Source organism: uncultured Parabacteroides sp., assembly GCF_905196875.1.
In the GTDB taxonomy this organism is placed as follows: domain Bacteria; phylum Bacteroidota; class Bacteroidia; order Bacteroidales; family Tannerellaceae; genus Parabacteroides.
On sequence record NZ_CAJJWO010000035.1, the window covers coordinates 39,359 to 56,049 of the forward strand.

12 protein-coding genes and 2 pseudogenes are annotated in these 16,691 nt (G+C 42.1%); 6 read left to right on the top strand and 8 right to left on the bottom strand.

Features of this window, described 5'->3' with window-relative positions; all coding sequences use genetic code 11:
- Positions 1-18: 18 nt before the first annotated feature.
- Entirely contained in the window at positions 19-2,433 is a 2,415-nt protein-coding gene (locus QZ076_RS12760; RefSeq protein WP_293713692.1) for a TonB-dependent receptor, read from the bottom strand.
- Between the two features lie 150 nt (positions 2,434-2,583).
- On the opposite strand from QZ076_RS12760, the gene QZ076_RS12765 reads away from it, so the two are divergent.
- Positions 2,584-6,633, top strand: a complete 4,050-nt coding sequence (locus QZ076_RS12765; protein WP_293713693.1) for a hybrid sensor histidine kinase/response regulator transcription factor — start codon at positions 2,584-2,586, stop codon at positions 6,631-6,633.
- A gap of 18 nt (positions 6,634-6,651) precedes the next feature.
- On the opposite strand, the pseudogene QZ076_RS12770 reads toward QZ076_RS12765, so the two are convergent.
- Together QZ076_RS12770 and QZ076_RS12775 are read right to left on the bottom strand one after the other, a co-directional pair.
- A pseudogene (locus QZ076_RS12770) lies at positions 6,652-6,828 on the bottom strand (flavodoxin family protein); the annotation flags it as partial.
- A gap of 77 nt (positions 6,829-6,905) precedes the next feature.
- A complete protein-coding gene (locus QZ076_RS12775; protein ID WP_293713694.1) occupies positions 6,906-7,412 on the bottom strand; it encodes a hypothetical protein in 507 nt (168 codons plus the stop codon).
- Positions 7,413-7,567: 155 nt separating this feature from the next.
- On the opposite strand from QZ076_RS12775, the pseudogene QZ076_RS12780 reads away from it, so the two are divergent.
- Positions 7,568-8,300 (top strand): annotated as a pseudogene (locus tag QZ076_RS12780) (MBL fold metallo-hydrolase).
- A gap of 10 nt (positions 8,301-8,310) precedes the next feature.
- On the opposite strand, the gene QZ076_RS12785 reads toward QZ076_RS12780, so the two are convergent.
- The 4 genes from QZ076_RS12785 to QZ076_RS12800 form a co-directional block, all read right to left on the bottom strand.
- Positions 8,311-9,261, bottom strand: a complete 951-nt coding sequence (locus tag QZ076_RS12785) for a 2-dehydropantoate 2-reductase N-terminal domain-containing protein (RefSeq protein WP_293713695.1) — start codon at positions 9,259-9,261, stop codon at positions 8,311-8,313.
- 23 nt (positions 9,262-9,284) lie between these two features.
- Positions 9,285-10,079: a helix-turn-helix domain-containing protein gene (locus QZ076_RS12790; protein ID WP_293713696.1), complete on the bottom strand. Its 795-nt coding sequence runs from the start codon at positions 10,077-10,079 to the stop codon at positions 9,285-9,287.
- A 353-nt stretch (positions 10,080-10,432) separates the two neighbouring features.
- Positions 10,433-10,873, bottom strand: coding sequence for a DUF6078 family protein (locus QZ076_RS12795; RefSeq protein ID WP_293713697.1), 441 nt, complete (start codon positions 10,871-10,873; stop codon positions 10,433-10,435).
- A gap of 91 nt (positions 10,874-10,964) precedes the next feature.
- Positions 10,965-11,525, bottom strand: coding sequence for a YdeI/OmpD-associated family protein (locus QZ076_RS12800; RefSeq protein WP_293713698.1), 561 nt, complete (start codon positions 11,523-11,525; stop codon positions 10,965-10,967).
- 199 nt (positions 11,526-11,724) lie between these two features.
- On the opposite strand from QZ076_RS12800, the gene QZ076_RS12805 reads away from it, so the two are divergent.
- Genes QZ076_RS12805 through QZ076_RS12820 form a run of 4 tightly spaced genes read left to right on the top strand, consistent with a single transcriptional unit; the run spans position 11,725 to position 16,501 of the window.
- Complete coding sequence (locus QZ076_RS12805) at positions 11,725-13,080, top strand: dipeptidase (protein WP_293713699.1); 1,356 nt, start codon at positions 11,725-11,727, stop codon at positions 13,078-13,080.
- On the top strand, positions 13,077-14,387 hold the full coding sequence (locus QZ076_RS12810) for a DEAD/DEAH box helicase (protein WP_293713700.1): 1,311 nt from the start codon (positions 13,077-13,079) through the stop codon (positions 14,385-14,387). The genes QZ076_RS12805 and QZ076_RS12810 overlap by 4 nt, the downstream gene beginning before the upstream one ends.
- The gene (locus tag QZ076_RS12815; RefSeq protein ID WP_293713701.1) at positions 14,384-15,640 is read left to right on the top strand and encodes an amidohydrolase; all 1,257 of its coding nucleotides are present in this window, start codon (positions 14,384-14,386) and stop codon (positions 15,638-15,640) included. Before QZ076_RS12810 ends, QZ076_RS12815 begins: the two co-directional genes overlap by 4 nt.
- 39 nt (positions 15,641-15,679) lie before the next feature.
- The gene (locus QZ076_RS12820; protein WP_293713702.1) at positions 15,680-16,501 is read left to right on the top strand and encodes a purine nucleoside phosphorylase I, inosine and guanosine-specific; all 822 of its coding nucleotides are present in this window, start codon (positions 15,680-15,682) and stop codon (positions 16,499-16,501) included.
- Between the two features lie 7 nt (positions 16,502-16,508).
- Here the strand turns inward: QZ076_RS12820 and QZ076_RS12825 are convergent.
- Positions 16,509-16,691 (bottom strand): hypothetical protein (locus tag QZ076_RS12825; RefSeq protein WP_293713703.1); only part of this gene is annotated, 183 nt, incomplete at its 5' end.

Genomic DNA, 16,691 nt, shown 5'->3' on the forward strand with positions numbered 1-16,691 from the left:
ACACCCTTAAGATCTCTTTTAATGATTGGTTCCTTCAAACAGATCCCGGTTATCCCGTGAGTTTTGTGAACCCTTCTTGAAATTATTGAATGTATAACTGATAGACAAAGTTATAACCGGATAATCCGGTCGTATGCGTGTAATGGATTGCAGGTCTGCTGTTGTAATATCGCTTCTGTAACGGGCAGAGTTGAATATATCCCGGAAAGAAAGTGTCGATTGCAGATTTGGACTGAACAGTTGCTGACGGATTGCCAGATTGACAAACCAGAAAGCGTCCGACCGTCCCTGCGTCGTAACCGACGGACCTACGAAGTTACCGTCCAACTGGATGCGAGTGTTCTTAAATACACGAAACATATTATTTAATGTAATATCATAATTCGTACTGGTCTCTTTCTTTCCACCCGATTGAATATCGTTCACTACCTTATAGTAATAAACGTTTCCGTTTACATTCAGGTTCCACCATTTGTTAATTGTTAGTTGTCCGTTTAATTCGATACCCAGAGCATGGTCGTTTCCGACATTAGCCATAGAGTCGAGGGTTACTCCTGCTTGATACGGGACACGTAAGCGTTCGATCTTATCTTTTCGCGACCTGTAAAACAGGCTGGATTGCAATACCTGTTCTCCAAAGTTCTTTTTGTAATTTAGTTCAAAGGAATGTATATATTCAGGACGGATGTCGGGATTTCCAATCTCGGCTGTGTAATAATCGCGATAAGTGATATATGGCTCCATGTAAAAGAGTTCCGGACGGTTGGTACGGTACGAATAGGCAAATGTCAGTTTCTGTTCATGGGGAAGTGTATATCCGATATGTACGGAAGGAAAAACTTCGAAACGGTTCACTTTCCGATTTGCACCTTCGATGGAGCTGCGTAATATCTGGTGCGTATGTTCGCCCCGGACACCGACCTGTGCATCGAATGCCTTATAACTATCGCTGCCTATCAGATAAACCGAATGGATGCCACGTTGAAAATAGAATGTGTTGTAAATATCTTCGCGCCAATAGAACTCCTTTTTCTCCGGGTTCCAGAACTGCATACTGTAATCGCCGTCTTCCAGGTAAGAATGATACTGATAGCCGCTCTCCAAATGACCGGTCTTGCTGTAAGGATATTTATAGTCGACATTACCGCGTACCGTCCAACGTATTTCATCTTCCCAGGCACGATGCCCCTGTTGTCGTTGGTTACTTTTATCAAACAGGTCGCTCTGGAAATACTCCATAGGATTTCCTTCATATCCTAACATGAAACTGCCGGAAAGTGCATGTCCATCGTCATTGAACTTATGGGAAAATCCGGCTTTTCCGATATTAACAGTCGAATGCAGGTCGAATTCATCGCGGCTGTTGAAGTTGTGCGGGGTGGATTCGCCGGTAGCATCCTTGCGGGTTTCTGTGTAGTCCAGGTTTCCGTAGCGGGTGAATTTGTCGTAGACGACCTGCAACTCTGCGTTGAGGGATGTTTTTGGAGAGAAAGAATAATCGATACCTCCACGCAATCCGTAATGGTAGTTCTTTCCTTTTCTGGGACCATGAGATATGGATGTTGTTGTTACATTATCGACAAGAGTTGTTTTTTGCTGATCGAAGTGGCTTTCCCGGATCGGTTGGTTCCAATGCCCGGCAAAATGCCATTGCAATTTATTCAATTGCTGGGAGATAAGGAAATCGACTCCATTGGAAAGGGCTGTACTGCCATACATATTTGCCATGCCGTTAATACCTTGGCGTTTATGCTTTTTAGTGACGATGTTGATCATGCCGACTTCACCATCCGTATCATAACGTGCCGATGGAGTAGTGATGATTTCCACATTTTCTATCTGTCCGGCCGGTATCTGTTGCAATGCCTGTGTACCAGAATAAAAGCTCGGCTTTCCATCGATATATACTTTAAAGCCGCTACTCCCTCTGAATGTTACGTCACCATTGACATCGACCCGTATGGAAGGAGTATTTTCAAGAATATCGACAGCCGTACCGCCGCTTCCCATCAGGTTATTGGAGGCATCGATGATCTTTTTATCCAGTTTATAGATGATCTGCCTTTTCGTACCTTCCACTACGACTTCGGATAATCCGACTTCCAGTGGTTGCAATTCGATAATACCGAGATCCAATACGGGCTGAGAGGGGCGAAGCGCAATTGTTTCACGGGTATAGACGTCATATCCGATCAACCGGACCAATAATGAATATTCCTCGTCATTAATATCCGCTAGCCGGAAAGACCCATCTGTTCCGGATAACGTACTGGAAACAGCTGCCGTTTCCCCTTTCTTTAATACTATGACATCCGCAAATTCGATCGGATAACCTGTGCTTTTATCCCGGATCATCCCTTTTATCCGGGGAGAAACAGCCATAACGGAATTGAGGCTAAACACTAAAAGAATAAGAATTAAATTACCTTTCATGATGATATATTTATGATTGATGTCGCAAAACTAATCAAGTACTTTCTATACGGAGAAGAGAAATAAAAGATCTGATCGGCGTGTCATGGAGAGAGATACATTTGTCACTGTCAGACATAGCGGAGACAGGAAATAAGACTATATTTGTCTATGATTTCATTCTTCGATATAGCTATTGGAAAGAGAACTTTCTATTGTTTTCTTTTCTTATTGGCCCTTTTGCTGATTGCTCCGTCAGTCCAGGGTTTTAACCTGCGGAAAATAAATAATGCGGAAAACCTTTCCAGCAGTAATATCTTTTCATTCTATCAGGACGAAAAAGGATTTATGTGGATCGGTACGAGTCGTGGGGTGGATATCTATGATGGAAAGCGTATTATAAAGTACAGCCCCGGGGACGGCGAGAAATACTTTGCCGGTAGCCGGATTGAGAAGATAGAGCAGACCGGTGGGAAGGTCTGGCTTCAGACTTATCACGGACTATATAAGATAGACTTGAAAACATCTGTCACCCAATCGTTCGATATGTTTAACCGGATAGCTTTCCTCGATAAAGACAGCCGGGGAAATATCTTCCTGGTACAGGGTAACAATAGCATTTATTATACGCTTAAGGATCAGGAACAATTTGAGCAAAAGTTCATTCCCGATCTGGCAGCAGACGATATAGCCGATTTCTTTATCGATGACTCCGATCGATTGTGGATCTTCCGGAAAAACGGCGACAACATTTGTTTTTCTATTCAGATAGACGAGCAAGGTAATGCGAACCTTTTTCCTTTGCCCGGTTATAAGCATCCCGCCAGTATCGTCTATTGTGCGAACGAAGATAACATCTCGTATTTCGTGGATAACACATATACGTTGTATGAATTCGATACATCCAGTCGTAAAGCTTTTCCCGTATATCATTTAAAGGATTATCTTGCCGGAAAAGACAACATCACATCCCTTCTGAAATTCCATGACGACTATTTCATCGGCTTTAAGACGAAGGGACTATCCTTACTTAGGAAAGGTGAATATGGTTATCATTTCGATACATTGGAGATTACCGGCGGAATCAGCTGCCTGCGTAAGGATAATTATCAGGATATGATTTGGGTAGGAACTTCAGGACACGGTGTTTTTACTTGTTCGGAAGACCTGTATTCCATCCGGTCTGTCCACCTGAATGATCTTCCGTTAAAATTGCGCCAACCAGTAAATGCTTTGTTCGTAGACAAAGAAAATACGTTATGGCTGGGTAGCCGGGGAGACGGTATTCTTCGTGTCTTTGATTTTCAACCGGACAAAAAGGTAGAAGATCACCGTATGGAATTGATCACTACTTCAAACAGTGGACTGCTGGATAATACGATCCTTTCTTTTTCAGCCAGTCATAAGGGTAACCTCTGGATCGGAAGTGAACACGGACTGGGCTATTTTAACCGGATAGAAAAACGTATCATTCCTGTCCCTGTGTTATGTGGGAATAGAAATGTAGAATTCATATCCGATATATATGAACGGGACTCCCTATTGTGGATATCTACGCTTGGCATGGGGATCATACAGGCTACACTTGAATGGCGGAACAGCTATCCTGTAGTAACGGTTGTAAAACAATTCACTGTCCGTGAAGATGACGAGTTTACCAATCGTTTTCAATATATCTATCAGGAAAACGATTCTATTTTATGGTGTATGAATAGGGGAGAAGGCTTCTTCCGGCTGAATATCGCTACGTCTACCTGGGACAATATCCGTTTTGAAGGAAATACGATCAATGAAACCAATGTTATACAGAAAGATTATCACGGAAACTATCTGGTCGGAACTAATTTCGGGTTGGTAAAGTATAGCCTGGACGATTATAAATTATTGAATGAGATCAATAAATACCCAACCAACAGTATTTATAGTATTCTTCCTGACACCATTGCCGGTTATTGGTTAAGTACCAACCGGGGGCTGATCTTGTATAATACAGACCAGGATTTGTTCCGCACTTACGATCATCACGACGGTCTTTCGATACTTGAATTTAATGAAGGTTCCTCTTTCAAAAACGAAAATGACGGGACGCTTTTCTTCGGAGGAACCAATGGCTTTGTTACTATCCGTCGTAATTATTATGATGAAGGACAACACTATATGCCGCCAGTCTATTTCAGGACGATCACTATACGCGATAGGCAGTACCCTGTTGAGGAATTCCTGTCGCAGAAGGGAAAAAAGACTATCCTGAAATTATCGCATGACGAGAATTTTTTTACGCTTTCTTTCTCTGCGACCGACTATCTGAACGGTAATGGTTATTCCTATTATTATAAGTTGGATAGCGGTGAAAAGGAATGGACTTCCAACGGAAGTTCCGATATAATCACTTTCGCTGACCTTCATCCGGGGAATTATACATTGTATATAAAGTACTATAATAAAGTACTGGGAAAAGAAAGTTATATCTATAAACTTAATATCGAAGTTTTACCTCCGTGGTATGCTTCACCCTGGGCCCGATGTATTTATTTTTTACTATTATTGGTTGTGACAGGGCTTGTCACCCGGATATGGATTGTTTACAATAGAAAGAAAAAAACGGATCGTCTGCAGAAGATGGAACAGAAGCATAAAGAGGAAATATACGAGTCCAAGCTCCAGTTCTTCACGAATATATCCCATGAGTTCTGTACGCCGTTAACGCTTATCTATGGTCCTTGCAACCGTTTGATGGAGCAGAAGAGCTTGAGTGAGCCTGCCCGGAAATACACTTCCATCATTAAGCAGAATGCCGAGAGGCTAAATTCGCTGATACAGGATCTGATCGAATTCAACCGGATCGAGTCGGGTTATAAGAAACCTGTAATAATACCTGTCGATATAACCGCTTTAGCCAATAAACTGGCAGAGTCATTCACCGATATGGCGGAGTCGCATGCTGTAAGATTTGAAAAAGAGATATCACTTTTTATTCAATGGAACTCCGACAAGGATTTTATTGTCACTATCCTTTTTAATCTTTTATCCAATGCATTCAAATACGCGGAAAACGAGAAGAAAGTAATTGTCAGGATCGGAACCGACTCCGATAATTTGTATATCACTGTTTCCAATACCGGAAAGGGAATAGCTGCAAAAGATATTCCAACTCTGTTTGACAGATACTGCATTCTGCAGAACATTGAACAAAACGATAATACCTCATTCTGGTCGCGTAACGGGTTAGGTCTGGCAATCTCTTACAATATGGTGCATCTGCTCGGCGGAACGATTGAAGTAGAGAGTATCCCGGATGAATGGACACATTTCAGGATCAAACTGCCTTACCTCGAAGCTTCTCTTGCCGGATCGAACGAAGAGACGGCTGTGTCGTTGCCCGATTACAATCCGGAACGTACACCTGTCTGTCAAATCCCTGAAATTCCTATTGACACATCGAAACCGACACTGCTTGTCGTGGATGATGAAATAGAAATTCGCTGGCTTATCTTCGATATATTCAGGGACGATTATAATGTATTGACAGCTGCCGGTCCCATTGAAGCCTCTGAAATATTGAAAGATATACACCCCGACCTTATCATTTGTGACGTGATTATGCCGGGAACAGATGGTCTGACCTTCTCACGGCAGGTAAAAGAGGATGAAACAACTGCTCATATCCCTTTTATCCTGTTATCGGCTCGACAAGATGTTGAAGGGCAGACTGCAGGGTTGAATGCCGGAGCAGAACTTTATATAACCAAGCCGTTTAATGTGGATTTTCTGAAATCTTCCGTACAACGCCTGTTGGAGAGAAAAGAAAGTCTCCGTGAATATTTCTCGTCTCCATTGAGTTCATACACGTTAGAGAACGGAAAGCTATCTCATAAAGAGCATAAGAAATTCATCAATGATATATTGAAGATCATTAATAAAAATCTAAGGAACAAAGACCTGTCTGCCCAATTGATCGCTGAGAAAATGAACATAGGCCTTCGTTCCTTTTACCGTAAACTGGAAGAGATTGAAGAGATCACTCTTGCCGAACTGATCAATAACTGTCGGTTACTGAAAGCTGCCGATTTGCTTATAAAAACAAAACTGACCATCGATGAAATAGTCTTTCAGTCCGGCTTCACCAACCGCTCCACCTTTTATCGGGCATTCTCAAAGAAATATAATTGTACTCCGACGGAGTATAGAAAAAAACAGTCGGCGGCGATAAATCCTCAATAGCTATCAATGTTTTTTATATTATCTGATAAAGTTCGTTATTTGACGCTCTTCAGTTTCCGGCGAAGGCTGTGCCCCGGCCTTTATGTTTTTCAGTAACCAGGCCATATTCTTACCGAGTGTCCGCATGGTCTGTAAACCTTCGGCATCCTGTGCAGCCTCGCCGGGCATGCGACCGTGTATGAATAAGTAATACTTTCATATATATAATCTTTATTGGACAAAAGTAGCAGTTTTGAGACAATGCCCTGTTCTTTAGGATACAGAATTGACCTTTATTTCTTTTTGCGGGTAGCAAAAACTTTAGCTAAAGTTATCCATTCCCCGTCTTCGTTGATAGCGGTACTTCGCCAGGTGAAAGAATTGTCTGTAATATCAGAAAATATCCATTTCATACCTTGCGAAGTTATCTCCGTCAGGACAATTTCATCTCCTTCTTTCCGGGCTTCCAGCCGGGCACATTCTTCCGGGCATCCGTAGAAGATTTCCCAAATACATTTTTCCGGATTAAATAATCTGAGAGTAGTCCCGTAAGCTGCGTCCGGTTGGATATCGATCAATCTTTCTGTTCGTGACGGAACAATAAAGACATCTTGTACTGCCATTCCGTCGAGTACCCATGAAAAGATCCATTCTCCTTTTACGCGTCTGGGAGTAGGTGTGTTGAGGTGGTCGTTCCAGTCAAGATCCCATTCACCTATCACTTTACCAAAGAAATTGTACTCTTCCGGTATTCTTTCACTCTTTCCTTTGCTGACTAGTGCTGCTTCAAATTCGTTCATGATTTCTTATTTAATTTGATTCAAGGTTTAATATTTAACAAAGATAAGCGAAAATCAACAAACAAGAACAGTGATAAAGGTAAAAATATCAGTAATCCATATACCAGACTTCTGATAAAAGGGATGTACTTTTGTTTTATATAAAAGGATTAGATATGAAAATAAAAAATAGATGGTATATGGTAGCAGGACTTATAATAGGTATAGTGATCGTTTTAGGAGTGGCAGTGGTCGCTTTTATCAATCAACCGGCTTTCGGACGTCTGCCGCAAGGGGAACGACTGGAAAAAATAGAACATTCTCCCCATTATAAAAACGGAGAGTTTCAGAATATATATCCGACGACGTTAATGACTTCCGGTAAAGGACGTTTGCGTAGCATGTGGGATTTCCTGATCTCCTCCAGGCCTGACGGGCTGAATCCGGATGTTCCGGTTCCGGCTATCAAATCTGATCTGAAAAACTTGGCGGACAATTCGAATGTAATGGTCTGGTTCGGCCATTCTTCCTATCTGCTTCAATTATCCGGTAAACGAATTTTAGTCGATCCGGTGTTTTGTATGGCTTCTCCGGTTTCCTTTGTCAATAAGCCTTTTAAAGGAACGGATATATATAAACCGGAAGATATGCCGGATATCGATTATCTGGTTATTAGCCATGACCATTGGGATCATTTGGATTATCAGACGGTAATCCGGCTGAAAGATCGTATCCGTAAAGTGATCTGCCCTTTGGGTGTGGGCGAACATTTATTCCAAATACGCATTAGCCAGACACCGTTGGGATGAACCGTTGAAAAACGAAATTGAGATGGCAAAAGAAAACTCTTTGGAGCTGATCGTTCCGGTGATCGGACAGGTCGTCGATATCTCTGGTACACATTACTGATAAATCAACTTTAATACTCAGGCTTTTGTAAACTTTTTAAATATGGCATTTGAACATTATGCTTTTCGCCATCTACGATGACATCTTCAAGCATTCTTTTTATTTCATCGGGGGCATGCTGCGTATGTCCGTCAAACATGATGCATAAAGTTTCGTTACTGTAAATTTTCATTAAAACGGGCACGAGAAAGAACAAAGGAAGATAATAGGGGCGGTTTGCCTTTTCAACCTTTGGATCGAATCCTTTTCTGTAACAGATTTCAAAGCCTTCGCGGATTGATTTGATGGTATTCTTGAGTAGCTGTGAGTTACCGGCGAAGTTTTTGCCTCCTCCGGCCTTTATAATCCCGGCAGATAAACTAGCGGCAATAGCGTAATGGGTTATAAGCCAGGTTTTAATATGTTTGGAGACAAGCGGTTTTAGATTCGCATTCTCCAATGCTTTTGACATTTTTACTATACGGGGTGTCATTTCTCCGTTAACTTCTCCAAGAAGTGTGGCAGAATTCTTCATTCCTGAAATTGCACAATGAATGCAATGTTCATCTCTACCACCACCCACTTTAAAAGGAAAGCCGAAGAAATACTGTTCGGGAGAAAGGAACCTGGCTATTGTCTCAAAGTCATTCCATATGTTTTGGAAAAAAAGAATATGTGCCTTTCCTGCTGATTCGGCCAATACCGGCAAGATATCTTTCAAATAAATACAATTGGTCGCTACGATAATATATTCAAAATCATTATAGGGAGAGAGATTGTCAATGACTTTCGGGTGGAATCTAACTTGCTCTGTTTGTTTTTGTTTTCCTCTGAAGTCGGAACAAAAGATATCGATACCGTCTTTTTCTATTCTCGACTTTTTCCCCTGCCGTACCAAAACGGTCATGTCATGTCCTGCTTTAGCTAATTGCCAACCGTAAGTACAACCTATTACGCCAGGTCCATAGATTAGAATTTTCATGATTACTCTATTTTGTATTATTATTATTTTATGTCCATCATAGCCGACCTGAATAAAGAATGATATTCGGAATAAGGGTCACAAACCGAAAGAAAATCTTTAGGCGTATAACCGGAAAATTCTTTAAACTCTCTGATCAGATGCGATTTATCGTAATAAGCACAATTCTCGACTAATTGTGTTAATGAGATCTGTGGAACGGTCTGTAAAATGTACGCTGCTTTTTGATAACGTTTAATCCGTATAAAATCTTTAGGATTTATGCCGATATGTTCAGTGAAAACACGCTTGAACTGTTTGTATCCGAGACAAGCTGTTTGTGCAAGTAAGGATACATTGTATTGTCCGAGATTGATAGAGTCGATAACCGTTAGCAAACGCTTATAATTGTATTGTTCTGTTTGATAGATACGTCTTAGTAGAAAATTTTCGATCAGTTGAACGCTTCTTTTATTATGCGAGGTCTCTTTTAATCTTTTTTCCAGTTCCTCGACCTGAGGATCATTCAACGTATCGAGAGGTATAATTTGATTGTTCAATTCAACTATTGGCATTTTGAAAATGGCCATAGCGCCTGTTGGCTGGAAAACGATCGAAATGAAATCTATGTTTCCAGAATAAACAAAGTTGGAAAAATTTGTTTGTTGTCCGGATAAACAGGAATCGATTTGCCCTCCACGTTGAAAGGTAAGTATTATGCATCCGTTAGGAATATAACGTTGTGTGCCCTGCATTACATCTTCCAGTGTTAAGAACCAATATTGCTTCACATAGGGAGTAAGCAATAAGGAGGGGTATATAACTTGAAACTTATCCATCTCGGATGCAAATCTATCGATATTGTTTCGTTTTCGAGGTGTAAAAAAAGGACATTTATTCTCTACCTGTAGAAAGAAGAAATGCTTTCCGGAATGTTTATCAATTTCGTATGCTTAATGCAAGTCGTAAATATATAAATGTAATCAGAGGAAAAAGCAATAATGCTTGAAATGGGACTACTGCTTGATTGTTAGTTTATTACAGTTTCCTCGTAGTCTATTGCTTTGGAAACTGTAGTTCCCTCCGCAGGGAACTGTAATTCCCATAGGGGGGAACTGTAGTTTCCTGCATAGGAAATCAGCGTTTCCTCCTATGGAAACTGAAATATCTTTATGAAGAAACAGAAAAGGGGTTACTTTCCCCAATCATACGACTCTACATATCCATCGAAATATTCGTCCAGAATAACTCCCAGCTTTTTGGCAAGAATTACAATATACTGTTGTTCGGCGGGTGACAAAGGCGATCCACCTTTACGTTTCAGATAATAGTTTTTTCGGCCTAGAAAAGCTATCATCCGTAGACGGAAGGTATCTGCTACGTTTAGGGTCAAAGCGTTCACTGTGCGCATGAATCCTATTGCATTCTGTATTTTGGTATTGGGACGGTAGAGTTTACACGTCCCTTTCATCTTCTTTAGCGTGTTTGGATTCATTATCCGCAGGAAAGTTATATTTTCCGGAGCATGTTTTAAAGCGATCTGGCGTAGACAGGTTGTTGCTTTCGGGCAGTTCTCTGCTGCACACATACCAAAATCATATGGTACTTTTGAGTAATCGAACGATTCTTTCATGATTGTAAAATTCAAGGTTTATTAAATTCGATAAAGGTACGATATATATTGGGTAAATACCAAATATCAATGCCTGAAAAGAATATTCTTTTTACATTAACTTTTTATTCTGTTCGAGTAACCCGATTATTTTCTCTAATCTTTTCAGCCGGGTGTCTTCTCTTTTCGCTTCAAAGTAGAAGCCGACAAAATTATTTTGGGTCGACTTTACTGTCGTTAGGTAATTAGCATAAGCCAGATTGTAGTCTTTTATCAGGGATTCAAACTCAGACTTTTGAGCATCGGTAACATTTCTGTCCCGTACCTTTTCCCATTCTCCGCTTCTTTTGGCTTCTTCTATGGCCTGCATTCCGAACCCGGTCATTCTTCCTTCTTTGATAAGCTTTTCTACAATCTTTTTATTCTTTTCCGACCATTTGCTTCCTTTCCTTCTTTTGGAAAAATACTTTTTGTAGCTGTGCTCGTCGATAGAATTAATCAGCCCGTCGATCCAACCGAAACACAATGCTTCTTCCAACGCCTCTTCTGCGGATAATGTTTTTAATGTTTTTGTTTTCCCGAATAGTAACCAGACACCCTCGCTTGTCTGGCCGTAATTCTTTAACCATTCCTGAAAGTCTTCTCTTGTCGCGAAAATTAATTCAGCACCCATCTTATTTATTATATTCGTGAGTAATAGTATTCTGTGGTCACAAATATATGTAAAGACAGTCATATAGTCGTCATACAGGAATGGAAAGTTAACATTCTGATATATTTTATAGGACAATAAAAGGTAGATTTAAGTAATTTATTCGTAAACTTGTAACCCTAAATAAAAACGTTAAATTTAAAATTAAATCTCCAGTTTTATGACAGTAAAATCGTATATAGAATCCAATAAAGATCGTTTCCTGGAAGAGCTGTTCAGCTTGATCCGTATTCCGTCAATTAGTGCAAAACACGAACATAAACCGGATATGAAAGCCTGTGCCGAACGGTGGACAGAGTTATTGTTGTCTTCCGGTGCGAACAAAGCGGTGGTTATGCCGACAGAAGGAAATCCGGTGGTTTATGGTGAAAAGATCATTTCGCAGGATGCTCCGACCGTGCTTGTCTATGCCCATTACGATGTGATGCCTGCCGAACCGTTGGAGTTGTGGAAAAGCCAGCCGTTCGAACCGGAAATACGCGATGGACGTATCTGGGCACGTGGTGCAGACGATGATAAAGGTCAGTCGATGATGCAGGTAAAAGGTTTTGAAACAGCGTTGAAGCTCGACCTGCTGAAATGTAATGTGAAGTTTATCTTTGAAGGAGAAGAAGAGATCGGTTCGCCCAGTCTGGAAACCTTCTGCCGCGAACATAAAGAATTGTTGAAGGCCGATGTGATTCTGGTTTCCGATACCAGCATGGTCAGTGCCGAAACACCCTCATTGACAACCGGTCTGCGGGGCCTGGCATATTGGGAAATCGAAGTGACGGGGCCTAACCGCGATTTGCATTCCGGACATTTCGGCGGGGCAGTGGCTAACCCGATCAATGTCTTATGTAAACTGATGGCAGATATAATCGATGCCGACGGGCGTATCACGATTCCCGGATTCTATGATGATGTAGAAGAAGTTTCTCCGGCAGAACGGGAGATGATCGCACAGATCCCGTTCGATGAAGCAAAATATAAAGCAGCCATCGGTGTGGATGCCCTGTTCGGTGAGAAAGGATATTCGACGCTGGAAAGGAACAGTTGCCGTCCGTCATTCGACATCTGCGGTATCTGGGGCGGTTATACGGAAGAAGGAAGCAAGACTGTGCTGCCGTCGAAGGCGTATGCAAAAGTTTCCTGCCGGTTGGTTCCGCATCAGGATCATACGAAAATATCTCAGCTGTTCGAAGATTATATAAACCAAGTGGCTCCTGCTTGTGTTAAGGTAAAAGTCACACCGAAACACGGTGGACAGGGTTATGTTTGTCCGATCGACCTGCCTGCTTATCAGGCAGCGGAGAAAGCCTGTACGGTTGCTTTCGGAAAGAAGCCGCTGGCTGTACGCCGGGGAGGAAGTATTCCTATTATCTCCACTTTTGAACAGGTATTGGGTATAAAGACCGTCCTGATGGGCTTCGGACTCGAACAGAACGCTATTCATTCTCCTAACGAAAGTTGTATGTTGGACTTTTTCTATAAAGGGATTGAATCGGTTGCCGAATTTTATAAAGAATACAAATGACACAAAATGAAATCGTAGCCCGTGCCTTATCGAATACAGGTATCGAGGCGTTGAATGAAATGCAGCAGGCCGTGCTTGATGCCGGTACAACCAAAGATATGGTTTTGCTTAGTCCCACGGGATCAGGTAAAACCCTGGCGTTCCTGCTGCCTTTGCTTACTACATTGACTGACGAAGAGAAAAAGATACAAGCGCTTATCATCGCTCCGTCGCGTGAACTGGCTTTACAGATAGAGACGGTTTTCCGTTCTTTGGGTGCCGGATATAAGGTGAATTGCTGTTACGGCGGTCATCCGATCCGGACGGAAAAGAAGAGCCTGGAACATGCGCCGACCGTATTGATCGGAACTCCGGGACGAATCCTCGACCATCTGGAACGGGGTAATATCGATTTGGATACTGTCCGAACATTGATTCTGGATGAGTTCGACAAATCTCTGGAATTAGGCTTTCAGGATGAGATGAAAGACATTCTGGCACATCTTCCGGGCGTGCGTCGCAGGGTGTTGACTTCGGCAACGGAAGCTGTCGAAATACCTCCTTTTACCGGTATTACGGCACCGGTCCGTTTGTCATTCCTGACTGGTGTAAAGGAAGCGAAAGGGTTGACTTTGCGTATCGTGAAATCTCCGATCAAGGATAAACTAGAGACGTTATACAAACTGTTGGGCGAACTGAAAGGCGAATCGGCTTTGGTGTTCTGTAACCAGCGTGAGTCGGTGGAACGTGTCAGCAATTACCTGACCGAGATGGGTGTGGATAATGAATATTTCCACGGAGGGATGGAGCAGCCGGAACGTGAACGGGCTTTGTCGCTTTTCCGTAATGGCAGTGCTTCTGTTTTTATTTCCACCGATCTGGCCTCCCGTGGACTGGATATTCCGGAAGTGAAGAATGTCATCCATTATCATCTCCCGATCAATGAAGAGGCGTTTATCCACCGAAACGGACGAACGGCTCGTATGAATGCGGAAGGAAATGCCTTTATGATCCTGAACGAAGTGGAGGCTGTCCCTGAATATATCACCCGTGAACCGGATGAGTTTTTCCTGCCGGAGCATGCGAAGAAGCCACTTCGTTCGGAATGGGTGACACTGACGATCAACCGCGGTAAACGGGACAAGCTGAGTAAAAAGGATGTGGTCGGTTTCCTTTTCCAGAAAGGCGGTTTGGAGAAAGACGATCTCGGTGTTGTCGAAGTAAAGGAAAGTTGTGCTTATGCGGCAGTAAAACGTGATAAGAAAGCAGACTTGCTGGCACGTATCCGTGAAGAGAAGATAAAGAATATGAAAGCGAAATTTGTATGAGCATATTGATTAAAGAGGTAGAACTGAATGGAGTTGTTACCGATATTTATATAGAAAACAAATACATCAAACAGATAGGCGCAAACCTTCCTGTAACGGCCGATACTGTTATAGACGGTCGTCGTAAAGCCGTTATTCCCGGTTTTGTGAATACACATGGTCATGCTGCAATGACCTTGTTTCGTGGTTTTGGCGACGATATGCCGCTGATGCCCTGGCTGGAAGAAAAGATATGGCCTAACGAAGCCAAGCTGACAAAAGAGGACGTTTATTGGGGAGCCAAACTAGCTTGTCTGGAAATGATAAAAAGTGGTACGACGACTTTCTTTGATATGTATCACAAGTTTCATGCAACTGCAGAGGCTGTGGAAGAAATGGGCATCAGAGGTGTTATTTCCAGTGCCTGCTTTGACCATTTTCAACCGGAACTGGCAGAGAAAAGTAAAAAGACCGTCCGGAAACTTTATGATGAGATGGACAGATATAGCAAGCGTGTTCAGTTTTCTGTCGGTCCGCATGCCATTTATACTGTTTCCGGTGAATTGTTGCAGTGGGTGCATGCTTTTGCAACAGAACATAATGTCTTGCTTCAGTTGCATCTGGCGGAAACGGAAGGAGAAGTGGAAAACTCTGTAAAACAATTCGGACTGACGCCGGTACGTTATCTGTATAAACTGGGTGTATTATCTCCCAAACTACTTATTTCGCACGGTATTTATATCGATAATGATGAAATCAGGATGCTGGCAGATCATGGAGTTAAAGTAGCTCATAATCCGGCTTCTAATATGAAGCTGGCGTCAGGTATGCACTTCAAGTACAATGAAATGCAGAATGCCGGAATTACAGTCGGATTAGGGACGGACGGTTGTTCTTCCTCTAACAATCTGGATATGGTTGAAGCCATGAAGTTAGCCTCTTTGTTAGGAAAGGCCTGGCGGAAAGATCCGGAAGCTGTTACAGCTGGTGATATCTTTCATTCAGCCACGGAAAGTGGTGCTGTTATTGCAGGTCTTAAAGCTGGTCGGATAATAGAAGGTTATCTTGCCGATTTATCTTTGGTCGATTTGAATATACCGGCATTTACTCCGAACTTCAACTTTATCTCCAACCTGGTGTATGCAGCCAATGGTAATTGTATCGATACGGTTATTTGTAATGGAAAAGTCCTGATGCAAAACAAGAAAGTACCGGGTGAAGATGAGATCATGGAACGTGCAGCTCAAACTGCCTATGATTTAATGAAACGATAAATAATGTGATACGGCAATGTGCCGATAATAGAAATGATTATGAACTATACGAACGAACAATATCAGGAAGCGGTGGCGTTTATAGCTGCACGTATTACCGGGAGTCCGGAAACAGCCATTATTCTGGGTAGTGGATTAGGATCTTTAGCCGACCGGATAGAGGAGGCTATTGTTATTCCTTATGCCGAAATCCCTCATTTTATGCACTCGACTGCTGCAGGACATAAAGGAAACTTTATCTGTGGTAAGTTAGGCGGAAAACAGGTACTTGCCATGCAGGGACGCTTCCATTATTATGAAGGCTATTCCATGCAGCAGGTGACTTTTCCGGTTCGTGTAATGAAGTTACTGGGTATTAAGAATCTGTTGGTGTCGAATGCTGCCGGTGGAATAAACAATACTTTCAAGGTGGGTGACCTGATGATTATTCGTGACCATATTAATATGATGCCGAACCCGTTGATCGGTTCGAATAATGAACTGTTTGGAACTCGTTTTCCGGATATGACACGTGCTTATGACCGCGAGTTTATCTGTGCGATAGAAGAAATCGCAGCTTCACATGCCATACCTTTGAAAAAAGGAGTATATGTCGGATTGACCGGTCCGTCTTTTGAGACTCCTTCCGAATATGCTTTTTATGGTCGCGTAGGAGGGGATGCCATCGGTATGAGTACGGTCCCTGAAGTTATTGTAGCGCGTCACGCCGGATTAAGAGTATTCGGTATGTCGGTTATCACGAATGAAGGATATCATTTTGCAGACGATTTTGTGAATGACGGAGCTGATGTAATTGTTGCAGCAAACAAGGCTGCAGCTGTTATGACAACTTTGTTCAGTGAATTGGTTTCTTGCATCTGATTTTTTTTCAGAGTGGAAGTTGCTGTATTAAAATAAGATAGGATTTTGAACGGGTGAGGAAATGAAATTTAGTATAAAAAAAGTATCTTCCGGTTTTGGAAAATAAAAAAATACCTATATCTTTGCATCCGTTATCGCGAAAGTAGCTCAGTTGGTAGAGCATAACCTTGCCAAGGTTAGGGTCGCGGGT